This is a genomic window from Methylocystis sp. B8, assembly GCF_005771425.1.
Classification (GTDB): Bacteria; Pseudomonadota; Alphaproteobacteria; order Rhizobiales; family Beijerinckiaceae; genus Methylocystis.
Genome location: NZ_VBTZ01000010.1, coordinates 50,740 through 73,708, shown reverse-complemented (window position 1 = coordinate 73,708; position 22,969 = coordinate 50,740). Strand labels below are relative to the sequence as shown.

The following is a 22,969-nucleotide window of genomic DNA, read 5'->3' as shown; positions in this document are numbered from 1 at the left end:
AAATTACTGGTCGCGCTATGACAAAAGAGCAAAGCGCGCCGCTCGTGATTACGACCTGCCCGTCGACGAGGAGGAGGGCAGGGGAATCATCGAACTTCTCGCCAGTACGGATGGCTGGCGATATGGTCGCCGCCGCGCCCGAAAGGCATCGGTGAGTGGCCGTTGACACGACATACGAAAGAAGCTTCCATTCGTTGCGGACACGAATAGCTGTTTTCATTTTATCGTCGGCGTCGTCAAGACGTTTTCGCGCTCGGCACAATTCGAGCCCAGGGCTTCGCCCAACTTCATTGCAGGTTTTCTTCATGCCCGGTGTTGCTTGGCGATGCATTTTTAAGCTTCGTCTTTTTCCCGGGCTTTTTTGTGTGTCCTGCCGGTGCGACGAGCGCCTTCTCGGATCCGGCTGCGCTCAGCGGCGAAGACGTGATATTCGCCGCAGGCTCATCTGCCGCAGGCGCTTGTCGCTTGTCGCCACTCTCGGTCGGAGAGAGGCTCGGCGTGGCGCTATTGCGGTTTGGCGTTTCATTTGGAGGCGAAGCTACGGCCGCGGGCTCGCGGGTAGGCTCTAGCGGTCCGGTCGGTTGCGCCGAATCATGGTGTATAACCCCTGCATTGCTGTTGTCTGATCGAGAGCTCTCCGAGGTCGCACCGAGCCCGGCGTCAATCAGAGCACGGAATTGGATGGCTTCCTCTGGTGGTACCGCATAAACGGCAATTCCAAATCCGATTGCCCCAGCAATCATTGCGGTGATGATTATCAAAAGAAGCTCGCGTGGCATTTTATGTATCCTCGAAAATAAATCGTTCCGCAGGCGCACTTCTCATGCGTAGGCGCGTAGGCTCTGGTGCAAATTCCATGGATGGCCGCGAAACTGGGTGTAGGGCGTTCATTGGCGGATCAGGCAGCAAGCACCGCGGCCCACATCTCTGGTGCGGTTTTACCCAGCACTCGAAGTTTACCCAGTGCGAACTGGCCTTTCCTGATCCGATGCATGAGTTCGATGCCGGCGATCGTAATTGACGCACGCCGAAATCGCTTGAACCCAAGCATAGGGCCCAAACGAAGCTTGATGGATCGATGGTCCTGTTCAATTAGATTATTGAGGTATTTCGACGATCGCAGCTTGGTCCGCTTGCCGCGTCGATGTGCGGAAAGGAACTCCCTGGCCGCGCGGTGCGATGCCTGATAGCCATCGAGCGTGATGGCGCGAGGCAATCTGCGCTGATTCTCGAACGCCCGCTGAAAAAATGCTTTCGCCGCAGCGACATCCCGCTTCGCGCGCAACAGAAAATCGACCGTCTTTCCAGCACTGTCGACAGCACGATAGAGATAAGTCCAGTGGCCTCTGATCTTCACGTAAGTTTCGTCGACCCGCCATGACCGGCCAGCTTTGTATGCGAACCGGTTCCAACGGTTCTCGAATTCGGGAACGTAGCGCTGGATCCAACGCATGATCGTCGTGTGCGTCAGCTCAATTCCGCGTTCGGACATCATCTCCACGAGATCTCGAAAACTGAGCTTGAACCGCAAATACCAACGCACGCAGAGGATGATGATCTCCCGGTCGAAATGGCGGCCTTTGAAAAGATCGTCTACGCTCAGCATGGCGGTCAGCGTCCTCGTGTCGCTCCCTTATTGGCAAATATGCCCCGCTCGCGCCGTTTGCATCAGAGCCCGATCGTGGACATAGTCACAGATCGCCCGCGCCAGCGGCCAACCCCTTGGAACCTGACCGAAAAGCGACCCTGCCAAATCCGATAGGCGATCGGTCTCGCAGTAACGGCTGCCGAGCAGATAGATCAGAACCTCGACCGGCAGGTCTTCGAGCGCATGCTGCTCGGCCTCCACGGCGATTGCGTCAGGCTCCCCATTGTCCTGCACAAGAAAGTCCGAAGACATTGTGAGCCCGCCCGCAGGGGCGCGGATGACATGGCAGAAATTTCTGAAACTGTCGTGATAGGTGTTGGTGGGGACGGGCGGACCGAGGCGCATGCGATCCACGGTCACCACATCAGCGATGCGTGCTCAATGGACACTCAGCGTCAGAATAATCATGGGAGTCGGCTGCGGGCAGTTATAGGAGATTTCGTAGCCGGCGCCCATCTTGATGGGGAACGCCTCTTCTGCCCGAGCAAGCGGAGCCGTCGCAATCGTGGCGGGCGGGCATCATATTCCCCCGCAAAAAAAAGCCCGGCCATTTCTGACCGGGCAAGAATGGGTGATTGCCGGTCACGAAAGCCGGCGGAGGGACGAAAATGAGTGTTGCCGCAAACCAAGACGCTGAGAAGGCTAGGCCGCGTCGCGCAGCTGTTTGATAAGGTCGTGATTTTCCCGCACGCCCTGATATTGCCGCTTAACAATCGTCGCGACGTCAGCAGGCAAATCCTCCTTCAGGGCTTTCTCATACGCCGCTTTAGCGGCGTCTTCGCCACGCTCGCATTCCGACAGAACGGCCGCTTCGTCCCCGCCCGTAATGGCCGCTTTCAAGTTGGTCCATGCGCGATGCATCGCGCCCGAAACGGACCCAGCGTCACTTGGCATGCCGCCGAGCTTAACGATTTCGTCGTCAAGTTCGCGCGCTCCCAAAGCGCAACGCGCTGCAGCGCGCTGAAATGTGTTTTTCAAACTCTCATCTTTAACGCCCTCAGCTGCGGCGACAAAACCCTTCTCGCCGTCGCGACTCACCTCGGCCAAGTTCTTGAGCGTAGTCAGTGCTTGCGAGCCCATTCTTTCCTCCGTGATATGTTTGTGATTGTAACTCCTCAACTCGCCGGCCGGCGAAATGTTCCGAGCTGATTTGATACGACTCGCGATTACATAAAAGAACGCCGAGTCCGAAAGAAGACCGCGCTCGGTCCGACTTGTCGGCTGCGCCAGTCATTGCAACACCCGCTCCCATGAAGTCGTGTGGAAGCTCGTGGTCAGGTTCATCGTCACTGTCCGGATCGCCTTCGTTATCGTCCTCGCGTTCGTCATCGTCCTCACGGTCATTGTCATAGCCGCGCTTCGCCGTTTCAGGATGGCCGCTTTGGCAAAAATGTGGTCAGGGACAATTCGATCAGTGGATGATTGCATGGCGCGAATGGGTTGAGCATCTGATCAACGCGGCACCGTCGAGTCATTCTTTGGGGGTATGGGACGAAAAGGCAATTGGCGAGCGACCTGCCGGCTATTGCATCGGTGGAGCGGCTCGACGCAAACGTTCGGATGGAGGCGGATTTTGGCAGTCTCCCGCCCCACAGCTTCCCTCCGGCGATCGCCGATCTTCATTGAGAGCGTCCGACTGGCGGGTTCATCGGCGTAAGAGGGTGTGGGCCGCAATCGGGCGATTAGTTCTCAATCAAAGAGATGGCGCAGTCGGTCCGCCGCTATGGATAGGTAATAGCGCGCGGCCGGCGCCGTGTTAAAGGGAAGCGCCGAAAGAGCAGTTACGGGGAAGGGCAGATCCCGTGCAGGCTCTCCCAGCGCGCGGCGCGCCAGTAGAGCGCCAAGCGCTGTGCCTGCGGCAATGCCGCGACCGTTGTAACCGAGAGCCGCGACGATGCCGGGCTGAGGCTCGTGGAGGTGGGGCAGCAGGTCGGCGGTCATCGCCCCGCGACCGTACCAGTGATAATCGAACGGGATATTGGCGATTTGTGGAAACATGCGCCGCGTAGAGCGTTCAAGTATCTGAAAGCTCAAAGCACGGGCGTTACGCGGCGGCGTCAACCACCCCGGACCGCCGATGACCAAACGGTTGTCCGGCTCGACTCGGAAGTAGCGCACGCTCAGGATGTGATTGTCGGCGCATGACTGGCCCTGTGGCAGAATGGTCGCGCGCACCCTGTCAGGTAGCGGCGCAGTGGCGATTTGCACGCCATGAACGCGCAAAACGGATCGCCGCAGTCGGGAAACAAGGCCGTCCGTGAAGGCGTTGGTCGCGATCAAGACCACCGAGCCCATCAGGTGGCCGGCATTGGTCGTCACCCGCCATCGCCCACCTTCCCTTGTCAGCTTTTGAACGCGGACATTGCCATGAATCTTCGCGCCTGCCTCGATCGCGGCTTTGGCAAGTCCGCGCGTGTAGGCAAGGGGCTGAACCGTCCCATTTCGTCGATCCAGCCAGCCGCCGGCGTAGACCTGAGTTCCAACGAGCCGGGCTATTTGCGCGCGATCCAGCATCTCGACGGGAGCGCCGCGTTTGGCCCACATCAATGCGTCGCGTTGTAGGGCCCGAACGCCCCGAACTGACCGATTCGTCTGGATCCAGCCCTTCCGGACGGGATTACAGTCAATGCGATAGCGCTCGATCAGCTGGAACACGAGATCAGGCGCTTTTCCGACGAAGGACAGCATCCGCTCGCCCATCTCATCGCCAAAGGTCGCACTCAGGTCGTCAGGTGCGGCGTGGAGTCCTGCAATGACCTGTCCGCCTGCTTGACCGGAGGTGCCCCACCCTGGCGTTTCGGCCTCAAGGACCGATACGCTTTGACCGCCTTGCTCCGCAATGTGCAATGCCGCGGAAAGCCCCGTGATGCCGCCGCCGACGACGATCACGTCCGCAGATGATCCCGGCTCGAATGGGTGAAGCTCGGGACCAATCGGCGCTGTCTCTGACCAGAGCGAGCAGAGTGAGTTCATTGGTCTCACAGACCTGGATCGCGGAACATCAGCTTGCACAACCTTATCCTGAATTGAGGTGGGACGCCCACTCGTCGGTGCGATAAATGCCCGGCTGAACAACAAAAACGCTGTGCGGGATCGACGACCGCCATCCCAGTCTTGAACGCGGCATACTCGGCGTAGCGGTCGAAGGTCCGCGAGTTCTCTCCGTCGATTGGCCTCTTCGCCAGTGATGCCGCGATAGACTCTTAATCTTTCTGGTTCGGTTTCCCCGTCGGCCCAAGGATGCCCAATAATCACCGGCGTCACGGACGCCTTTATAGACGCGCGAAGCGTCGTGTAACAACCGCACTCCTAGGGGTCGAAATCTAACGCTTGGTCCCCCCGTGCCTTGGAGGCGTATGCGATCGCCGTTGGAACGCTATTTGTCCCTGCGCGGACGTTTGGAGATAGTGCCGAGCTTCGAGGAACTTTCTTTGTCTGAGGCGCGTTGCCTCATTGTCCTGTATAGGCAAGGAAATTGATCATGGAACAGGCTGTTTCGACCTCTGTCACCAGACGAAGCGTGGTCGCAGCGCTTGCGCTGGCCGCAGCCCCGGTCGCTGTATCTATGGGGGCGGATAACGCGTATGCGCAGGCCAAGCAATCCACGCCTGAGAAAAGTTTGTATGAGCGGCTGGGCGGCGTCTTCGCCATCGCGGCCGTGGTGGATCACTTCAGCGACGCCGTCGTGAAGAATCCCATCGTCGGCCAGAAGTCCAAGAATCCGCAGCTGCGGGAATGGCACACCAAGAACCTCGGACGGCTGCCCGGACTCAAGTTCATGCGGACGCTGTGGGTTTGCAACGTGTCGGGTGGGCCCTACCAGTTCACGGCCACCAAGCCCGGCACGACACCGCTCGGTCTTGAGGAGGCCCACCGGGACCTCCGAATCTCCCCAGCAGAATTTGATGAGGTCGCAGCGGAACTCGGACGGACCCTCGACTTCTTCAAGGTCCCGAAGAAGGAGAAGGGCGAAGTCCTGGCAGCCTTCGCCGCCCACAAAGACGAGGTCACCGCTGGCTACGGTAGTGGTCGCTAAGCGCACAGCGACAAATGTCACAAAGGCTGAGAGCTCACTTCCCTGATCCTTAAATAATTCCCCCACCGCAAGACGCGTGACCATAAACTGTCGCCCTTGTAGAGCTGCGACCTGACAAGCTCGATCCGGATCCACGCAGCTTCGTAATGTCCGCATCTACCGCGATCTTAACCGGGATTCCTCAAATGGACGCCGAACCGTCATGAGCGGTAAGCATTTATTGACCGGGTTGGAAGTCGCAGCTTGTTGCGCGAATAAGGTTGAAGCAAAGAAGTCCTAGCGGGTATTCAGCGGATACTGGTTGAAGCAAATCAGAAGTCAGCGGGTATAAGGTCGTATGACCCTTTCTTACCGCGCCCGTAGCCTTTTATCGCGGCTGCGTGAATCAGGTCGCGGTTTAAATCGAAGGCTCTGAGAAACCCAGCCTGATCGATCCGACTATCCGGCTGCATTCTTATCAATGCGTCTTCGCCCACAAAAAACGAAGCTTCCATTGCGCTGTCATAGCCCCAAAATCGAATGGCACGCCGTGTCGTATCATAGAAACGGCTTTGATTTGGAAATGTAAGCGCCATGGCTAGGTCCTCCGCTGCGGCAATACGTCCATGCCTATTGCGAATGGGCGTTGCCTCGCATTTGAAATGGCCGAGGTCGCCATCCAAAAAAATCCGCTTTCCGACCTCCCGCGGTTGAGCGCGGAACTGCGTCCGTCACCGACCGGCGACGAACCGAGGACCGAAATACTTCTTCGGACCTCGGCGGACGAAGTTTTACGCGTTGACGTAGGCGGTGATCGCCAGTGTGATAGCGGCGGCGGTGGCGAAGATCGAGAGAATAGCGGTGAGCGCGTTCATGTACATTTTCCTTCATATGAGCGGACGAACTTTCCACGTTCTGTCTCGCACGCTGATTAACCGATGATCATGCAGACTCGCGTGAGAACGGTGGCCCTTCAACAGGCCATCGACATCGCGTTAAGCTTGCCCGCTTCGGTTCCGTATTTGGCCACGATGTGGATTACGAAGTCGTCTCTGCATTAAAGCGCCGACAGGCCGGAATGGGAGAGCCGCGAAAGCCACGTCCATCCGCGTTATTTTGCCAGAGTGCTGATCAAATCGACGCTGATCAAATCGACTTCCCGACAAGCGCTCTCGCGCGAAGACAGAAACTGTCTCCTCCTCCCGCCGCTGGTACATCCCCGGTCGCGATCAGCGTCACTACTTCAAGCTGGCACAGCACAATTGCAAATTGGTTCGGCCGAAACTCGATATATTATACTTAGGCAGTCATCGATAGAATACAAGGATCATACGCGAAAATGTATCCCTCCGGCGTGGGCCGCCTATTAAATTCTGAGTAGGAACGTAATGCTGCGCAGCTAAGTCCGACCCGACATAAATTTTTCGAACGACGCTCGCGCTTTTTCATTGCGCTCGCAAAAGAGGCATCGTCGAGCTTCCGCCACAAGGCGATCCATGAGGAATTGCGCTTGGAGACGAAAGTGGGAGTGGGGCTAGCCCTGAGTCCATCAATGCACTAACAGGCCGAAGGGGAGGGTTAGCCTCAAGAGGGCATTGTCATGTTTGGATCGCGCCCGCTAATTAAGGGTTATTTTGCTGTGGCGCGATGATCGCGGGTGCGCTGACGGAAACGCAGAGCTACGTCCCGCCCTTCGGCAATCCCGACGCACCCGCCGGCAGATCGGCTTATAACTTCAGGGGTGGGGACAGGGCGCGTGAACGAGCCTCCAAAGGGTGCCTGCAATGCCTGATGCTTTATCGCCTGATCTGTTGAAAAAAATGGACGCATATTGGCGTGCCGCAAATTACCTCACGGTGGGGCAGATTTATCTGCAGGACAATCCACTGCTCGAAACCCCTCTCAAGCTCGAACACATCAAACCTCGTCTACTTGGGCACTGGGGCACCACCCCCGGGCTCAATTTCATTTATGTACACCTGAACCGGCTGATCAAAAAACATGATCTGAACATGATTTATGTCATCGGCCCCGGCCATGGTGGTCCGGGTCTGGTAGCGCATAGCTATCTCGAAGGGTCCTACACAGAGCGCTTTCCGAATATTGAGCGTAGCCGAAACGGCTTGCAACGGCTGTTTCGGCAGTTCTCCTGGCCTTATGGCATCCCGAGCCATGTCGCCCCGGAAATACCCGGATCGATCCATGAAGGGGGCGAGCTGGGTTATTGCCTGGTCCATGCATATGGCGCGGCATTCGACAATCCCGATCTGGTCGTGGCCTGCATCATCGGAGACGGTGAGGCGGAGACCGGCGCGCTTGCCGCGAGTTGGCACTCCAACAAGTTTTTGAATCCTGCGCGTGACGGTGCGGTTCTTCCTATCCTTCATCTCAATGGGTTCAAGATCGCCAATCCTACTGTGCTCGCTCGTATCAGCCACCAGGAATTGACCGACCTGATCCGCGGATACGGCTATGAACCATATTTCGTGGAAGGCGATGTCCCGGACGTGGTGCATCAATGTCTGGCCGGCACGCTTGATAAGGTCCTTGTGGAGATTCACAAGATTCAGAGTGTGGCGCGTTCCTCTCCGAACGCTGTGGAGCGGCCGTGTTGGCCCATGGTCGTGTTCCGCACGCCAAAAGGTTGGACCGGCCCAAAGCTCGTGGACGGCAAGCCGGTGGAGGGAACGTGGCGCGCCCATCAATTGCCGCTCGCGGACTTCAATAATCTCGAGCATATCAGGCAGCTCGAAGATTGGATGAACAGCTACAGACCGCACGAATTGTTCGACGAGAACGGCAGATTCCGCGACGAATTTGCCGCGCTTGCGCCGACGGGCCACCATCGTATGGGGATGAATCCACACGCCAATGGCGGGGAGCTTCTGACGCCCCTGGCGATACCCAATTTCCACGATTACGCTCTGCGCGTTTCGGCGCCGGGTAGCATCGAAGCTGAGTCCACCCGCGTGCTCGGAATGTTTTTGCGGGACGTGATGAAGCTGAACCTCGCCAACCAGAATTTCCGTCTATTCGGTCCTGATGAAACCGCCTCGAATGGTCTCGATGCGGTCTATGAGGCCAGCGGAAAGGCGTGGATGGCCCGCCTTGAAGATGTTGACGTCGACCTCAGCATCAATGGCCGCGTCATGGAAGTCCTGAGTGAGCACCTCTGCCAGGGCTGGCTCGAAGGCTACTTGCTCACCGGCCGCCACGGGCTTTTTTCGTGCTACGAGGCATTCATCCATGTCATCGACTCAATGTTCAACCAGCATGCGAAATGGCTGAAGACGACCAATGCAATCCCGTGGCGGAAGCCAATCGCATCCCTGAATTATTTGCTCACGTCGCATGTCTGGCGGCAGGATCACAACGGCTTCTCCCACCAAGATCCGGGTTTCATCGATCACGTCGCGAGCAAAAAGTCCGACGTCGTGCGCATCTATCTACCGCCCGACGCGAACTGCCTGCTCTCGGTTGTCGATCACTGTCTTCGCAGCCGGAACTACGTCAACTTGATCATTGCCGGTAAACAGCCCGAGTGGCAGTGGCTCGACAGTGAATCCGCCGTTCGCCATTGCACGGCGGGGGCCGGCATTTGGCGCTGGGCGAGTAACGATGCGGATGACCCCGACGTGGTCATGGCCTGCGCGGGTGATGTTCCCACGCTCGAAACTCTCGCAGCCGTAACCCTCTTGCGGAACTACGTTCCAGACATTCGAATCCGCGTCGTGAACGTGGTCGACCTCATGACTTTGGAGTCACAGACGGAACACCCGCATGGGTTGGTGGATGAGGATTTCGACGCGCTGTTCACGCGCGACAAGCCGGTGATCTTTGCCTTTCATGGCTATCCGCCCATAATTCACTCGCTAACATATCGCCGGCACAACCATGACAATTTTCATGTGCGTGGGTATAAGGAGGAAGGCGCCACGACAACTCCCTTCGACATGGTCGTATTGAATAACCTCGACCGTTACCAGCTTGCGCTCGACGCCATCAGCCGGATCCCAAGGCTCCGCCGCGAAAGGCAGACAGCGACAGACCGTTACTGGAGCACGATGGAGCGTCACAAGCTTTACGTCGCCGAACATGGCGAGGATATGCCCGAGGTGAAAAACTGGCGATGGACCTCATAAGCCGCATTTCTGGACGGCCTTGATAAGGGTCCTATGCCAACGTCGAGTGTCTCAATATGTGGGAGTGCCCAACGGTGAAAGCAAAGCAGCTAGACCCTAACAAGCTGCGGATCCCAAAGCCTGCGCACCCCGTGAATCGACGTGAGCCGCTTCCCGGGGAGTGCCCGAAGCCCTCGGAAGAAGATCCGCACGCTCCCGCGCGCGTCCAAGCAATTTTCGAAAGCCCCAGTTATCGCCGGGCCGACGCCGACCTCGATTTCTTGGCGCGGGACAGTATGCGGGGCGTCCGGCTACAGATCGACTATTTCAAGCCCGAGCTGCTGTTTGAAGAGCACCACATTCACCACACGATCGTGGTTTTCGGAAGTACGCGGATATGCGAACCCGCTGCCGCGCAATGTAAAGTGGATGCGTTAAAGGCAGCCTTGGCGGCGGATATCGGCAACGAGGACTTGGCGCGACGCCTGTCGATTGCCGAGCGAATCCTCGCCAAGAGCCAATATTACGAAGTTGCCCGCGAACTCGGCCGTCGCGTGAGCGCGACTCACCAAGCTCCCAATCGGCAGCTGAGAGTTGTCGTGACCGGCGGCGGACCCGGAATCATGGAGGCCGCCAATCGTGGCGCCTTCGACGTCGGAGCCAAATCAGTCGGCCTCAACATCAGCCTCCCACATGAGCAATATCCAAACCCCTACATCACGCCCGATCTTTGCTTCAACTTTCATTATTTCGCTATGCGCAAGCTTCATTTCCTCTTGCGTGCAAAGGCGCTGGTCGCCTTTCCCGGGGGGTATGGCACCCTCGACGAACTGTTCGAGGTGCTGACGCTCGTACAAACACGCAAGATCAAGCCTATTCCGGTCGTCTTGGTGGGCGAAAGCTACTGGCGCCAAGCTGTGAATCTGGATTTCCTGGTCGACGAAGGCGTCATAGATCAGGAAGATCGCGAATTATTCTGGTTTGCTGAAGCAGCCGACGAGATCTGGAATGGCATATTGCATTGGCACGATGTCAGCGGTGAGCCGTTGCACGTGCGTGAAAGAAACGGCTCATCACAGAGCTAAGGAGCCTCCCATGAGATTATCATTCCATGGCGCCGACCGCGGCGTCACCGGCTCGTGTCACATGGTCGAGTGTGCCGGCAAGCGTATCCTGATCGACTGCGGACTTTACCAAGGCGGCCGTGAACTGGACGAGGAGAATTCGCAACCGTTCGGTTTCGATCCTACCAGCATCGACTATGTCTTGCTGACCCATGCCCATCTTGATCATTGCGGCCGGCTGCCGCTGCTGCACAAAAAAGGATTTCACGGTGAGATCATCACGACGGCGCCGTCGCGGGAGTTGGCACGCTTGGTGCTGCTCGATGCAGCTCATCTGCAGGAAGAAGATGCGCGTTACCGAGCACGTATTGCCGCGCGACGCGGTTCAACGGATCAGCGCATAGCGCCGCTCTATTCGGTCCTCGATGCTTTGAACTCTTTCGAGCATTTCGGACGGACAGCGGTTTACGATGAGCAGATCGAAGTCGCTGCTGACGTGCGCGCCACGTTCATCAACGCTGGCCACATCCTTGGTTCGGCCAGCATTTATCTGCAGCTGACAGAAGGTTCGCAGCAATCCACCGTGCTATTCTCCGGGGACCTTGGCAATTATGGAGGCCCTTTGCTGTGCGATCCTACGAAGCCACCAACCGTAGCCAACGTGGTGATGGAAACCACATATGGCGACCGGTTGCACAAGCCCTTGGGACCGTCCGTCGAGGAATTTTATGACGCCGTGACGGATACCTTCAGGCGCGGTGGAAATGTCGTCGTCCCTACCTTCGCATTGGAACGAGCGCAGGAACTGCTTTATTTCATTAGCCAGGGCATCAGCCGTGGTCGACTGATGAAATCGACGCAGGTTTTTGTCGACTCTCCCATGGCGATCTCCGCTACAGAAATCATGCAGCGTCATTTGGAGGGTTTGCAGCCGGAAATCGCGACGCTCATTCGAGAGGGACATGATCCGTTTCATTTTCCCGGATTGCATTTCACACGCGAAAGCGCCGAGTCCGTCGCGCTGAACAAGATCCAAACTGGCGCCATAATCATGGCCGGTTCGGGCATGTGTACCGGTGGCCGCGTGCGGCAGCATCTCAAGCACAACCTGTGGCGTCCGGAATCGAGCATTATTTTTGTAGGATATGCCGCGAACGGCACTCTGGCGCGCCGCATCATCGATGGCGCGAAGGAGATCAACCTTTTTGGCGAGAAAATCGCTGTGCGAGCTCGCATCTACACGATCAACGGTTTCTCGGCCCATGCGGATCAGGCTGAGTTGTTGGCTTGGCAAAAGCAAACGGGTGCGAAGCGGACGTTCCTCGTTCACGGCGAAGAAGAATCGATGCGAAGCTTCGCAACACATCTCGGCAACACCCAAATTGATCTGCCGGAACCAAATCAAGTGTTCGAGCCATTGGAGTAGAGGGCGCGACCCTGTCGCCGGGTCGCGGGAGGGCGGCCTCGGCCTTACGGTTCTTGTTCTGTTGATTTTGCTTTTGTTCGCAAGATTTGACCCATCAAAGATCACTAGCAAGCCTCGCTTCGGCGGGGGCTTTTTTTACTGGCTAGGGACGATCCTCGATTCCGGGCGTTGATATCTGCGGCTCGCTGTCGGCTTGATCTGCCCTTGAAAAGTTCTATTGCGCTGGGCGAAAGCATTGATTCCTCGCTGGCGCGCTCTAGCTTCTCAGCACACTCCCTGAGGTCGTGCTCAAGAGGCGTATCTCCCTTGCCGTGTCTGGCGGTTTGCCTAAGAAATTAAGGAATCGACCAAATGGAAAACAATCTCATCACAGCCATCGCTCTTTGTCTGCTCATCACGGCGAGTGTGGCGGAGGCGCAGCAGGCCCCCACTTCTCAGCCACGTGCGACGACGACCCTCGCGCCACCGACTGAATTCCTGGCGAACGTACCGGCTGACAGCCTACCCGTCACCGCCTGGTATAAGCAAAGCGTTTATGACACGACGAACACCAAGATCGGCGATGTAGCCGATGTGCTGGTGTCGCCAACCGACGGAAAAATCACAGCCGTGATCATCGGAGTCGGCGGCTTCCTTGGCATGGGCGAAAAGAATGTCGCGGTCGCGTTTAATGAGATCAAGTGGACCATGAGGGACAATAAGAGCTATCCGACTATTAAAGCGACGAAGGAGACGCTGCGCGTCGCGCGAGGCTTCAAATACGATTCCAAGACTTCGACTTGGATTCCGCTCGACGCGTCGATCAAGTGAACCCCGAGATGACGGACCTGTGGCTCCCTCCAACGAGAAGAGTCCGATGAACTGAGGTCAGATCAAAGGAAGTTGGAAGCAGCTCAAGGGCAAAGCGAGGGCAACATCGAAGCGCGCTACGGTTATGCAAGGACCAGTTGAAGAAGAATGTCGACGATTGGCGCCGCAGCCTCAAATGAACGCGGCCGATGTGCGTTGAACCATTCGCGTACAGGGCGCGCCCCGGTGGCGGGTCGCGCATCGCAGGAGTAGCGGTCGAAAAAACTCGAACTGGAGAACGCAGCGATGAAACTCACAACACCAATTATCGTGGCGCTTGTCATCGGGGTGGCTGTGCTCGGATATCTTTATTATCAAAGGACGAGCGGCGACATCACAATCCAAATGCCCAAAGTCGAGATGAAGCGCTAGCGGCTTAGGGTCCAGGCCCATACATCGCTTGGCATGATGGGAGCGTTCACGGCTTCCGAAAGGAAGCGCCGATGATTCGCGATCGATTCTGGCTGACGGATGCGCACCTGTTCGCGCCGCGTCTCGCCTTTGCCGATGATCACTTGGCCGAGGCCATCAGCCATACCAAACAAGCCATCGCCAGCGGGCAGCAAGGACGTTTTGACGTGCTTATCACTAGCGCCGAAGCCGCGCTCAAACATGCCAAGGCGGCCGAGAAGGCGAAATCCAATACGCACGCGGAGGAGGGCATTACGCATCTGGAGGCGGCGATCGCCGAGGGCAACAAGAAAAATTCCACCACTGCTACACAACACTCCGAAGAGGCTTTGAAGTCTCTGGAAGCCGCCATAAAATATGGGCGGATAAACGCGAGCGGCCCGGCGTTACATCCACGCTCGGCCCATTACAGGGAAGACGAACTCTCATCGGGAACGCCCTCTGTAGCGCGTTCTTCAGACGCCGCCAAACCCGCACTTTCGGGTATTGATCAGTAATCGATGGCCGAGGAATACCTGGAGAGACAAGACGAGAAAGCTCCGGCGATGGCCCACAAGGCCGGCTGACATTGGCCTTGATGGCTACGGTTCCCGGGGCGGTGACGATGATTCAGGATAAGGAGATGCTAACATGTCAATTGGAACCATCATTCTCATCATCTTGGTAATCGCATTATTGGGCGGCTTTAGTGGAATCGGCGGCGGCCCTTTTTACGGGACTGGTTACTATGGGGGCGGCGGTCTCGGCCTTGTGGTTCTTGTTCTGTTGATTTTGCTTGTGCTCGGCAAGATTTGACCCAGCGAAGATCATCAGAAAGCCTCGCTTCGGCGGGGCTTTTTTCACAGGCTAGGTACGATCTTCGATCCCTGGCGTTGATACCTACGGCTCGATGTTGGCTTGCGGAAGTTAAATTCAGCGCCTGTATCGGCGCGCAACAGGTTCGTCGGCGGGAGCGCTGGCCTAGAGGCCGTCACCGCACTAACGTTGAAAAAGGGCCCGTCACTGGGGGCCAATCACTTGATCCGTCGTGGGCCCGCCGAATTCCTGGCGCTACCGGCAGTAAGTCCCGTCGGTCACACCGATCGCAGGAACGGCGTCCGCGACTTGCCCTTGTGACGTCGACACATCCGCCTGTCGCGACTTGGCAACGATCCTCAGGCTTGTGATGCTTTCGCGGCATTGCGATCCTCGTCCTGTCTACACGTCGGTTAACACGCGCCGAGTTTGAAAGATGCCGTCTAGCGAACTCTCAGGAGGGTTTTGGTGCCAGATGCTTCCTCAGACCTCCACTCGACTCCCGGCCTCAGTGAAGCAGATGCGCAAGCCAGGCTGAAGACCGAGGGTTACAACGAACTACCGCGGCCGGAACGGCGCACGCCGCTACGAATCGTTCTCGAGGTCCTGCGCGAGCCGATGCTCGCGCTGCTCATCGGCGGCGGCGTGATCTACTTGTTGCTAGGGGATTTGAAGGAAGCAGTAATTCTCCTCGTCTTCGCAACAATGTCGGTCGTAATCACGGCGGTGCAAGAGACCCGCACCGAGCGGGGGTCATCGCAGAATCTTCCCAAAATCCTACGCTAAGGCACTGATGGAGGTTCGCTGGTATCTTGGCGATGGCGTTGCGCAGATACCAAGGCATTGAAAAATAGTGAAAAGCCGGACTGCTGCGCGAACGACGGATTGCGCACCAGGAGAGCCGGCGATGAAGAAGCATGAAATCCTCTCGCCGCAGGCCCGTGCGGCGTTGTTCAATCCGCCCAACGATCCGGCGGCAATCATCCGGCACTACACGCTTTCGCCCGACGATCTGGCGCTGATCCGTCGACGGCGGCGCGACGCCAATCGGCTCGGTTTTGCGGTGCATCTCGCCTACCAGCGCTTTCCGGGTCGAGTGCTCGGCATTGACGAGGTTCCACCCGACGACGTTCTATCATTCATTGCCGGTCAACTCGGCATCGAGCCCGGGATTTTTCACGAGTATGCCCGTCGAGAGGAAACGCGCTGGGAGCATCTGGGCGACATACAGTCGTATCTGCGCGTTCGTCCTTTCAGTCGCGCCGATTATCGGTCTGTGGCAAAAATTGCGACGACCGAAGCGATTGGCACGGATCGTGGTGACGTCATCGTTGCGGCCATGATCGAAGCGCTCCGAACTCGCGGCATCTTGTTGCCTGCGCCGACAATTTTGGAGCGCATCGGTCTGGCGGCGCGTGCTCGCGCTCGAAAGCAGGCGCATAAGAAGCTTGTCCGGCGTCAGGGCCTTTGAGACAAACTGGGCGGATTGCTGAAAGGAGGATTTCTGGCTCATCGTAACCGTCGGGGAGTGAAGATGAGCCAGAAATCCGATAGCCCGAAACCGTCGTCTGAACGGCTTGTGAGAGATGTTCGCCGCGCGACGCGTCGGCATTATTCGGCCGAGGAGAAAATCCGCATCGTGCTTGACGGCTTGCGCGGCGAGCACAGCATCGCCGAGCTGTGCCGGCGCGAAGGCATCGCCGAGAGCCTGTATTACTCCTGGTCGAAAGGTAAGCGTGATTGGACGACCGCGGATCAGTTGAGGGCGCAACATTTTTTGTATTTTTTGCCTGATCCGCATGGACACGGATCGTTGCGGCCGGCTTTTCCGAAGGAGTTGGATTGGGTCTGCGGCGTGACGCTTATTCCTTTGCCTGGATCGTGATTTTCTACGCGCCATTCGTTGAGCGTCAGGACGAATGGGCCGATAAGTTCATGCGCGGAGGACTCGAGCGCGTCATATTCGAGTTTGGAGAAGCGCGCATCGCGTCGTGCGACATCGGCGAGGGTAAGCAGGCCCGACATGGCTTTGGCGGTTTCGACATTGGCGTCGAGCAGCGGTCGATATGCGGCTGGGCGGGAGCTTCACGGCCTTTTCGAACCCCTCGATCCACAGCTCCCACAGAACGTCGCCGTTGCGATCGTCGATGGCGAAGTATGGCGCATAACTCTCCGGCTTCTCGAAAAGCTTTTTTGCGACATCATTGTAGTGCGCCATCACGAGCGTGAGCACTTTGTTCAGGTGGTCAGCCGTATCGAAGACGGGCGCCGCCTCGTCAGCAGTCTGGCCCCAGACGACGGAAAGCCATTCGCTTGGCGGGATCATCTCCGGACAAACAAGCACGCCGGCGACAAGACCATCGAGTTCTTCGAGCAGCATAGCCTCCTCGCCAAGGGCAAGGAGTTCATTCTCAAGCTGCCTGAGATGGCGCAGCTCTTTCCGCATGAGGCTTCCAATTCCAGGGAAGGAGATCGTCGATTCTATTGATCGGGTGATCGGCGATGGGGGCGATGATGTCCGCAAGCCAGGCTTCCGGATCGATGTCGTTGAAGCGTGCCGTTTCGATCAGCGTATACATGATCGCCGCGCGACGTCCGCCGTCGTCGGAGCCGGCAAATAGGTAATTCTTTCTGCCCAAAGTAAGGGGTCTGATTGCGCGTTCGGCGGCGTTGTTCGACATTTCGAGACGTCCGTTATGGACGTAGCGGGTCAAGGCCGTCCAACGGGAGGTCGCGTAGCGGATGGCCTTGGCGAAGTCGCTCTTGCCGCTGATCTTCGCCGGCGTCGCGTCCAGGAACGCGCGCAGTTCATCGAGAATGGGATTTGCGCGCTCTCGGCGCGCGTCGATGCGCTCGGATGGCGATCTACCCTTGATGTCGGCCTCGATGGCGAAGAGCCTCGCGATCATGTCGAGCGCCTGTGCTGCCGCCGGTGATTTTGTCTCGACATGCACGTCGTAGATTTTGCGCCTGGCATGCGCCCAGCACGCGACCTCTTTGAACGGCGCCGGCGCCCCCGTTTTTGGATCGGCCTCGTAGAGGTCGCCAAAGCCGGGATACCCGTCCGCGTGCAGATGCCCGCGGCAATCCTTCAGCAAGGCGCGGGCATGCTCCGCCTTGCGGTCCGCCGAATAGAGATAGAAGGCCGCCGGCGGCGCCGTCGACCCATAGGGCCTCTCATCGCGCACCGCCGTCCATAATCGGCCGGTCTTGGTCCTGCCGCGCCCCGGATCGAGCACGGGAACCGTCGTATCGTCCGCGTGAATGGCGGAGCCGGCGCGCACATGGCGCGCGATGCGCTCGGCGAGCGGCGCCAGTAGCGCCGCCATATGGCCGACCCAGCCGGCCATGACCGAGCGGTCGATCGTTACGCCTTCGCGCGCGTAAATGTCGGACTGACGATGCAAGGGGAGATGATCGCAATATTTGGCGACCAGCACATGGGCGAGCAGCGCCGGCCCTCGCCGTCCTTTTTCGATCGGCAGCGTTGGCATTGGCGCCTGAACGATCGTCTCGCAGGCGCGGCAGCTCATCTTCTCCCGCACATGCCGCACGCGCTTGAAGTGCGAAGCGACATATTCCAGCACATCCCGCTCGTCGGCGCCGATCCGGCCGAACTTCGTTCCGCCGCAGGTCGGGCAGACACAGGGCGCGTCATGCGTGATCGTCTCAAGCGGAAGATGATCGGGCAAAGGCGCACGAACCGACGGCTTTTTCGGCATCGATGATGAGGCGCCGCTGTCGGGCGCTTCGCTTTGCGCCTGCCGCTCGGCGTCGCTTTCCTCGATATCGCCGATCAGCAGTTCGAGTTGTTCGATGTCGCGGTCGAGCTTTTCCGACGATCGCCCGAAGCGCGCGCGTCGCAAAATGGCGAGCTGCATCTTCAGCTTTTCGATCAGCAGCGTTTTGGCGTGAACTTCCGCGGCGAGCGACGCCGCAAAGCGCCGTAGTTCGGCGGGATCTTCCGGCAAATCAGCAGTGGCGCACGACATGATTTTGTCTACCACAAAACACGCGTCGGCGCAGCTCAAGAATGCCTGGAATCTATAGGAATGCAGGGCGTTTCGGCGCGTCCGGCGCAAACGTCCGGCGCCAGTCGATTCCTTCGACCAAGAGCGCCAGTTGCGCCGCCGTCAGTTGCAGCGCGCCCTCGATAATCGGCGGCCACACGAACTTACCTTTCTCCAGACGCTTGGCGAACAGGCACAGGCCCGACCCGTCCCAGGTCAAAATCTTCACATAGTCGCCGCGCTTGCTCCTGAACACGAAGGCCGCGCCCGAATAAGGGTCAGCGCGTAGAACCTGCGCGACATCGGCGGCAAGTCCATCAAAGCCGCGGCGCATATCGACCGGCTTGCAGGCCAGATAGACCTTCACGCCCGGCGCGAACTGAAGCATCAAAGATCGCCCAGCGCGGACAGGACGCGACGCAGCGCTTCGGCGTCGACATCCGCGTCGAGCGACACGCGCGCGCCATTCGGCAGGCTGATCTCCATCGCCCCGCGTCGCGCGCTTCTTCGCGGCTCGCGAACCGGCTTCGTCGACGCCGCCAGCGGCGGCGCCAATGCTGGAGCCGTCACGGCGTTCAGTTCCACGAGCGTCACCGGGACAAACGCCGGCGCGTCGCTGTCTCCCACCACAGCAGAGGCGTCAGCCTTTTGCGCTGGCGCGCGCCGCCGATCAAGCCAACCCTCGCGGGCGCGGCGTATCCATTTGAAAACGAGATTGGCGTTCAGACCGTGACGACGCGCAACCGCCGCTACTGACGCCCCGGGCGCCAGCGCCTCACCGACAATGCGCTGACGTTCTTCCAGGCTCCACGATCGCCGTGCGCCGCCATCCTTCGCCGCCGCCATCTGGTGTCCACCTCCTTCCATGGTGGACACCTAATCAACTCCAATTGCACTGCGCTAGGCGGTCACCCGATCACGCTCTTATGTCCGCAGTCAACAAATTTGACGAGCAACTTCTCGCCACTGGAAGCAGCGTCAAAGGAAGGTTGTCGCGCAGGGGTGGGGACTGGATCTGAAAGACGTCGGTGATCAAGCTCTTATGCGCGGGTTGGTTACCGCATTCCCGAAAATGCGTCTGGGGCTGTCCCTATCTTACAACGGGCGTCGGCTGTCGCCGGCCACAAAGCGTGTGAGGGGTATTCCCCTTGCCGTGACCCAGTCCCCGCCCATGCGCGAGTGGAAAATCAATTGTCGCTTCTCAGGCGGTTTGCGTCTCCTTCGCGACGCACCACATGAAGCCAACAAGCTCCCGCGCGATCGCAGCGCAGATGACGGTCGTCTTTTTTCCACGTGCACCGAGTGCGCGGTATCGGGCTGTAAGGCGAGTCTGCGCTTTCCACGCGATCTCCCTTATGCGTGGTGGCGCGGCTTCCATTTTGTAGAGCTTCTCTTTGCCGACCCGTGGCGGATGGCGGTAGGTCCAGGCACTTTCGATCAGCAGATGCCGCACACGACCATTGCCTGCCTTGGTGATGCCGCCGCGCCGAACCGTGTCGCCCGTCGAGCGTTCACTTGGAGTGAGACCGAGATAGCCCATAAGCTGACGAGGATTGTCGAAGCGGCTTAGATCGCCGAGCTCCGTGGCACAGGTAACGGCCACGATTAGATCGATGCCGCGCAGCGTCTGGAGCGCCTGAACCACAGGCGCCAGCGACCATTCAGGTACGAACTCTTTGATCGCCGCTTCGAGCCGCTCCACGCGCTCTTTGGAGATTCTCACGGCTTCGACCATCTCCTGCAGCGCGATCTGATGGGCCGGATGATCGAATTTTTGTTCTTGCAGCCAGCGAAGATGACGAGCGCCCCAAGCGGTCTTGCGCGGAAAGATCCGACCGTGCCGGAGCATGAATGCGCTCACCTGTTGACGATGCACACACAGCGTTTCAACAGCGGCCGCTCTTGCGCGCACGAGATCGCGCATCGCTTCATGGCTTTCGTCCGGAACCCAAACGGCTGTCAGTTCGCCGGCCCGAAGCAGCTTAGCGAGCGCGACCGCGTCGCGACGGTTGGTCTTGACCCGATCGCCCGGCTTACGCGGAATGAGAGAGGGCGCCACTACGGAGCAAGGGAACCCCATTGAAACGATGAGTCGGTGCAGGCCATAGCCGGTCGGTTCTGCTTCATAACAAAAATGCGCCTGCGCGTGCTTGGCGGTAATGCGCTTGATCAAGCGTCGCATGCTGTCGACCGACGAATCCACCTCGCCGACATAACGCACTTCGCCATTGCGTCCCTCAGTGGCGACAGCAATCGCATTACGCGCCTTCGAAACGTCGATCCCAATGAAAATTTCTGTAGACTGCTCCATGGCCCGCCCTCCTGCGCTGAGGATCGGCTCGGACTACCGAGCAACCCTCGCTCGTACAGCGTAGGGCGAGCCACCTCAGTCGCAGTAGCGGACATACGGTCTTACGTCGAAAGAGTTCCTCGAAGCCGGCAAACGGCGCCTCGCCGGCGATACCGAGCGGGCGGCGACGACCGGCGAGGTGAAGGATCTGCGACGGCAGGCCAAGGAGCTGAAGGAAGTCGTCGCCGAGCAGGCGCTCGAACTGCGATTGCTTAAAAAAAGCATGATCGCGGATGGGGGAGACGAGGAATGAGATATCCTCCCTCCGAAAAGCTGGAGATCATCCGCCTTGTTGAGCAGTCGCATCTGCCGGCAAGGAAGACGCTGGAGTAGCTCGGCGTCTCACGCGCCAGCTTTTATCGCTGGTGTGATCTTTACCGATCCGGCGGATTGGAAGCTTTGGCCGACAAGCCGTCCCGACCGTCGCGCGTCTGGAACCGCATCCCCGATGAGAAGCGCGATGAGATCGTGCAGCTGGCGCTCGATGAGCCGGAACTGTCGCCGCGCGAACTTGCGGCGCGCTTCGTCGACACGAAAAACTATTTTGTGTCGGAAGCCTCGGTCTATCGTCTGCTCAAGGCGCATGATCTGATCACGAGCCCTGCCTTCATCGTCGTCAAGGCGGCGGACGAGTTCAAGGACAAGACCACGGCGCCAAACCAACTCTGGCAAACCGATTTCACCTATTTGAAAGTGATCGGCTGGGGCTGGTTCTATCTCAGCACGATCCTCGACGATTTCTCGCGCTATATCGTCGCCTGGAAGCTTTGCACGACGATGAAGGCTGATGATGTCACCGAGACGCTGAACCTGGCGCTGCAAGCCTCCGGTCTTGATCAGGTCCATGTCGTTCATCGGCCGCGTCTGCTCTCGGACAATGGCTCGTCCTATATCTCCGGCGATCTGGCGACATGGCTCAACGATCATAAAATCGAGCACATTCGCGGCGCGCCATTGCATCCCCAGACCCAAGACAAGATCGAGCGCTGGCATCAGACGCTCAAGAACCGCATCCTGCTCGAAAACTATTATCTACCCGGCGACCTGAAGGCGAAAATCGCCGCCTTCGTCGATCACTATAATCATCGCCGCTATCACGAGAGCCTGAACAATCTCGCGCCCGCCGACGTCTACTGCGGACGCGGCGCAAAAATCCTGCGTGAACGAGAAAGGATCAAACGTAGCACCATCCAAAATCGACGCTTGCAACATCAAATGACCGCCGCATAAACTCAATCGTCAGGTGAGCCGCATCCTCCGTTAAATCGCTGCCCCGCCTGTCTCAAATCATTCGACGAGGGACAATTACTGGTCGCGCTATGACAAAAGAGCAAAGCGCGCCGCTCGTGATTACGACCTGCCCGTCGACGAGGAGGAGGGCAGGGGAATCATCGAACTTCTCGCCAGTACGGATGGCTGGCGATATGGTCGCCGCCGCGCCCGAAAGGCATCGGTGAGTGGCCGTTGACACGACATACGAAAGAAGCTTCCATTCGTTGCGGACACGAATAGCTGTTTTCATTTTATCGTCGGCGTCGTCAAGACGTTTTCGCGCTCGGCACAATTCGAGCCCAGGGCTTCGCCCAACTTCATTGCAGGTTTTCTTCATGCCCGGTGTTGCTTGGCGATGCATTTTTAAGCTTCGTCTTTTTCCCGGGCTTTTTTGTGTGTCCTGCCGGTGCGACGAGCGCCTTCTCGGATCCGGCTGCGCTCAGCGGCGAAGACGTGATATTCGCCGCAGGCTCATCTGCCGCAGGCGCTTGTCGCTTGTCGCCACTCTCGGTCGGAGAGAGGCTCGGCGTGGCGCTATTGCGGTTTGGCGTTTCATTTGGAGGCGAAGCTACGGCCGCGGGCTCGCGGGTAGGCTCTAGCGGTCCGGTCGGTTGCGCCGAATCATGGTGTATAACCCCTGCATTGCTGTTGTCTGATCGAGAGCTCTCCGAGGTCGCACCGAGCCCGGCGTCAATCAGAGCACGGAATTGGATGGCTTCCTCTGGTGGTACCGCATAAACGGCAATTCCAAATCCGATTGCCCCAGCAATCATTGCGGTGATGATTATCAAAAGAAGCTCGCGTGGCATTTTATGTATCCTCGAAAATAAATCGTTCCGCAGGCGCACTTCTCATGCGTAGGCGCGTACACCCTCTTACATATTTCTTCCTAATAAAAAGACCTCTGCGAAACTCGCGAAGTCTATTTCAACTGGCGCTCGGGCGTCGTTCTCCTGCGACAAATGCCTCAAATGCGCATAGCGATCACTCGGCATACCTATACTCGAC

The 22,969-nt window shown here is 58.3% G+C and carries 21 protein-coding genes and 3 pseudogenes; 12 read left to right on the top strand and 12 right to left on the bottom strand.

Features of this window, described 5'->3' with window-relative positions:
• Positions 1 to 287: 287 nt before the first annotated feature.
• The 5 genes from FEV16_RS14435 to FEV16_RS14415 form a co-directional block, all read right to left on the bottom strand.
• Positions 288 to 779: a hypothetical protein gene (locus tag FEV16_RS14435; RefSeq protein ID WP_138168305.1), complete on the bottom strand. Its 492-nt coding sequence runs from the start codon at positions 777 to 779 to the stop codon at positions 288 to 290.
• A 119-nt stretch (positions 780 to 898) separates the two neighbouring features.
• Positions 899 to 1,606, bottom strand: coding sequence for an IS6 family transposase (locus FEV16_RS14430; RefSeq protein ID WP_138168320.1), 708 nt, complete (start codon positions 1,604 to 1,606; stop codon positions 899 to 901).
• A 27-nt stretch (positions 1,607 to 1,633) separates the two neighbouring features.
• Positions 1,634 to 2,008 (bottom strand): hypothetical protein, encoded by a 375-nt coding sequence (locus tag FEV16_RS14425; RefSeq protein WP_210234899.1) that lies wholly within the window; start codon positions 2,006 to 2,008, stop codon positions 1,634 to 1,636.
• 282 nt (positions 2,009 to 2,290) lie between these two features.
• A complete protein-coding gene (locus FEV16_RS14420) occupies positions 2,291 to 2,728 on the bottom strand; it encodes a PA2169 family four-helix-bundle protein (protein ID WP_138168319.1) in 438 nt (145 codons plus the stop codon).
• A gap of 609 nt (positions 2,729 to 3,337) precedes the next feature.
• Entirely contained in the window at positions 3,338 to 4,621 is a 1,284-nt protein-coding gene (locus tag FEV16_RS14415) for an FAD-binding oxidoreductase (RefSeq protein WP_246657351.1), read from the bottom strand.
• 508 nt (positions 4,622 to 5,129) lie between these two features.
• On the opposite strand from FEV16_RS14415, the gene FEV16_RS14410 reads away from it, so the two are divergent.
• Entirely contained in the window at positions 5,130 to 5,684 is a 555-nt protein-coding gene (locus FEV16_RS14410; RefSeq protein WP_138168318.1) for a group 1 truncated hemoglobin, read from the top strand.
• Positions 5,685 to 5,995: 311 nt separating this feature from the next.
• On the opposite strand, the gene FEV16_RS14405 is transcribed toward FEV16_RS14410, so the two are convergent.
• Positions 5,996 to 6,259, bottom strand: a complete 264-nt coding sequence (locus FEV16_RS14405; RefSeq protein WP_138168317.1) for a DUF1488 domain-containing protein — start codon at positions 6,257 to 6,259, stop codon at positions 5,996 to 5,998.
• Positions 6,260 to 7,447: 1,188 nt separating this feature from the next.
• Between FEV16_RS14405 and FEV16_RS14400 the strand changes: the two genes are divergently transcribed.
• The 10 genes and pseudogenes from FEV16_RS14400 to FEV16_RS14360 form a co-directional block, all read left to right on the top strand.
• Positions 7,448 to 9,805 carry a phosphoketolase family protein gene (locus tag FEV16_RS14400; protein ID WP_138168316.1) on the top strand — a complete coding sequence of 786 codons (2,358 nt, stop codon included), beginning with the start codon at positions 7,448 to 7,450 and terminating at the stop codon, positions 9,803 to 9,805.
• Between the two features lie 74 nt (positions 9,806 to 9,879).
• On the top strand, positions 9,880 to 10,869 hold the full coding sequence (locus FEV16_RS14395) for a TIGR00730 family Rossman fold protein (RefSeq protein WP_246657350.1): 990 nt from the start codon (positions 9,880 to 9,882) through the stop codon (positions 10,867 to 10,869).
• Between the two features lie 10 nt (positions 10,870 to 10,879).
• Positions 10,880 to 12,274 carry an MBL fold metallo-hydrolase gene (locus FEV16_RS14390; RefSeq protein WP_138168315.1) on the top strand — a complete coding sequence of 465 codons (1,395 nt, stop codon included), beginning with the start codon at positions 10,880 to 10,882 and terminating at the stop codon, positions 12,272 to 12,274.
• 351 nt (positions 12,275 to 12,625) lie between these two features.
• Positions 12,626 to 13,084 (top strand): PRC-barrel domain-containing protein, encoded by a 459-nt coding sequence (locus FEV16_RS14385; protein WP_138168314.1) that lies wholly within the window; start codon positions 12,626 to 12,628, stop codon positions 13,082 to 13,084.
• 285 nt (positions 13,085 to 13,369) lie between these two features.
• Positions 13,370 to 13,495: a hypothetical protein gene (locus FEV16_RS17475; protein WP_281404861.1), complete on the top strand. Its 126-nt coding sequence runs from the start codon at positions 13,370 to 13,372 to the stop codon at positions 13,493 to 13,495.
• Between the two features lie 71 nt (positions 13,496 to 13,566).
• Positions 13,567 to 14,031 carry a small metal-binding protein SmbP gene (gene smbP / locus FEV16_RS14380; protein ID WP_246657349.1) on the top strand — a complete coding sequence of 155 codons (465 nt, stop codon included), beginning with the start codon at positions 13,567 to 13,569 and terminating at the stop codon, positions 14,029 to 14,031.
• 133 nt (positions 14,032 to 14,164) lie between these two features.
• Positions 14,165 to 14,329 (top strand): DUF3309 family protein, encoded by a 165-nt coding sequence (locus FEV16_RS14375; protein ID WP_138168313.1) that lies wholly within the window; start codon positions 14,165 to 14,167, stop codon positions 14,327 to 14,329.
• Positions 14,330 to 14,794: 465 nt separating this feature from the next.
• A pseudogene (locus FEV16_RS14370) lies at positions 14,795 to 15,079 on the top strand (cation-transporting P-type ATPase); the annotation flags it as partial.
• 157 nt (positions 15,080 to 15,236) lie between these two features.
• The gene (locus FEV16_RS14365) at positions 15,237 to 15,800 is read left to right on the top strand and encodes a DUF4158 domain-containing protein (RefSeq protein WP_138168312.1); all 564 of its coding nucleotides are present in this window, start codon (positions 15,237 to 15,239) and stop codon (positions 15,798 to 15,800) included.
• A 63-nt stretch (positions 15,801 to 15,863) separates the two neighbouring features.
• Positions 15,864 to 16,058, top strand: a pseudogene (locus tag FEV16_RS14360) (transposase); the annotation flags it as partial.
• Positions 16,059 to 16,286: 228 nt separating this feature from the next.
• Here the strand turns inward: FEV16_RS14360 and FEV16_RS14350 are convergent.
• The 5 genes from FEV16_RS14350 to FEV16_RS14330 form a co-directional block, all read right to left on the bottom strand.
• Positions 16,287 to 16,775 carry a UPF0149 family protein gene (locus FEV16_RS14350; RefSeq protein WP_138168310.1) on the bottom strand — a complete coding sequence of 163 codons (489 nt, stop codon included), beginning with the start codon at positions 16,773 to 16,775 and terminating at the stop codon, positions 16,287 to 16,289.
• On the bottom strand, positions 16,741 to 18,321 hold the full coding sequence (locus FEV16_RS14345; protein WP_138168309.1) for an IS66 family transposase: 1,581 nt from the start codon (positions 18,319 to 18,321) through the stop codon (positions 16,741 to 16,743). Before FEV16_RS14345 ends, FEV16_RS14350 begins: the two co-directional genes overlap by 35 nt.
• Positions 18,322 to 18,373: 52 nt before the next feature.
• Entirely contained in the window at positions 18,374 to 18,727 is a 354-nt protein-coding gene (tnpB, locus tag FEV16_RS14340; RefSeq protein ID WP_138168308.1) for an IS66 family insertion sequence element accessory protein TnpB, read from the bottom strand.
• Complete coding sequence (locus tag FEV16_RS14335; protein WP_138168307.1) at positions 18,727 to 19,185, bottom strand: transposase; 459 nt, start codon at positions 19,183 to 19,185, stop codon at positions 18,727 to 18,729. The genes tnpB and FEV16_RS14335 overlap by 1 nt, the downstream gene beginning before the upstream one ends.
• Positions 19,186 to 19,540: 355 nt before the next feature.
• Complete coding sequence (locus FEV16_RS14330; RefSeq protein ID WP_138168306.1) at positions 19,541 to 20,650, bottom strand: IS110 family transposase; 1,110 nt, start codon at positions 20,648 to 20,650, stop codon at positions 19,541 to 19,543.
• A 94-nt stretch (positions 20,651 to 20,744) separates the two neighbouring features.
• On the opposite strand from FEV16_RS14330, the pseudogene FEV16_RS14325 reads away from it, so the two are divergent.
• Positions 20,745 to 21,919: pseudogene (locus FEV16_RS14325) on the top strand (IS3 family transposase); the annotation flags it as partial.
• Between the two features lie 359 nt (positions 21,920 to 22,278).
• Here FEV16_RS14325 and FEV16_RS14320 read toward each other — a convergent pair.
• The gene (locus FEV16_RS14320) at positions 22,279 to 22,770 is read right to left on the bottom strand and encodes a hypothetical protein (RefSeq protein ID WP_138168305.1); all 492 of its coding nucleotides are present in this window, start codon (positions 22,768 to 22,770) and stop codon (positions 22,279 to 22,281) included.
• Between the last annotated feature and the right edge of the window lie 199 nt (positions 22,771 to 22,969).

Excerpts from the sequence above, each read along its gene's own strand:
- FEV16_RS14365 (WP_138168312.1), top strand. The coding sequence starts at position 15,237 with ATGAAGAAGCATGAAATCCTCTCGCCGCAGGCCCGTGCGGCGTTGTTC.
- FEV16_RS14390 (WP_138168315.1), top strand. The coding sequence starts at position 10,880 with ATGAGATTATCATTCCATGGCGCCGACCGCGGCGTCACCGGCTCGTGT.
- FEV16_RS14375 (WP_138168313.1), top strand. The coding sequence starts at position 14,165 with ATGTCAATTGGAACCATCATTCTCATCATCTTGGTAATCGCATTATTG.
- FEV16_RS14350 (WP_138168310.1), bottom strand. The coding sequence starts at position 16,775 with ATGCGGAAAGAGCTGCGCCATCTCAGGCAGCTTGAGAATGAACTCCTT.
- tnpB (WP_138168308.1), bottom strand. The coding sequence starts at position 18,727 with ATGCTTCAGTTCGCGCCGGGCGTGAAGGTCTATCTGGCCTGCAAGCCG.
- FEV16_RS14345 (WP_138168309.1), bottom strand. The coding sequence starts at position 18,321 with ATGTCGTGCGCCACTGCTGATTTGCCGGAAGATCCCGCCGAACTACGG.
- FEV16_RS14330 (WP_138168306.1), bottom strand. The coding sequence starts at position 20,650 with ATGGAGCAGTCTACAGAAATTTTCATTGGGATCGACGTTTCGAAGGCG.
- FEV16_RS14435 (WP_138168305.1), bottom strand. The coding sequence starts at position 779 with ATGCCACGCGAGCTTCTTTTGATAATCATCACCGCAATGATTGCTGGG.
- FEV16_RS14400 (WP_138168316.1), top strand. The coding sequence starts at position 7,448 with ATGCCTGATGCTTTATCGCCTGATCTGTTGAAAAAAATGGACGCATAT.
- FEV16_RS14335 (WP_138168307.1), bottom strand. The coding sequence starts at position 19,185 with ATGGCGGCGGCGAAGGATGGCGGCGCACGGCGATCGTGGAGCCTGGAA.
- FEV16_RS14420 (WP_138168319.1), bottom strand. The coding sequence starts at position 2,728 with ATGGGCTCGCAAGCACTGACTACGCTCAAGAACTTGGCCGAGGTGAGT.
- FEV16_RS14405 (WP_138168317.1), bottom strand. The coding sequence starts at position 6,259 with ATGGCGCTTACATTTCCAAATCAAAGCCGTTTCTATGATACGACACGG.
- FEV16_RS14385 (WP_138168314.1), top strand. The coding sequence starts at position 12,626 with ATGGAAAACAATCTCATCACAGCCATCGCTCTTTGTCTGCTCATCACG.
- FEV16_RS14320 (WP_138168305.1), bottom strand. The coding sequence starts at position 22,770 with ATGCCACGCGAGCTTCTTTTGATAATCATCACCGCAATGATTGCTGGG.
- FEV16_RS14415 (WP_246657351.1), bottom strand. The coding sequence starts at position 4,621 with ATGAACTCACTCTGCTCGCTCTGGTCAGAGACAGCGCCGATTGGTCCC.
- smbP (WP_246657349.1), top strand. The coding sequence starts at position 13,567 with ATGATTCGCGATCGATTCTGGCTGACGGATGCGCACCTGTTCGCGCCG.
- FEV16_RS17475 (WP_281404861.1), top strand. The coding sequence starts at position 13,370 with ATGAAACTCACAACACCAATTATCGTGGCGCTTGTCATCGGGGTGGCT.
- FEV16_RS14410 (WP_138168318.1), top strand. The coding sequence starts at position 5,130 with ATGGAACAGGCTGTTTCGACCTCTGTCACCAGACGAAGCGTGGTCGCA.
- FEV16_RS14430 (WP_138168320.1), bottom strand. The coding sequence starts at position 1,606 with ATGCTGAGCGTAGACGATCTTTTCAAAGGCCGCCATTTCGACCGGGAG.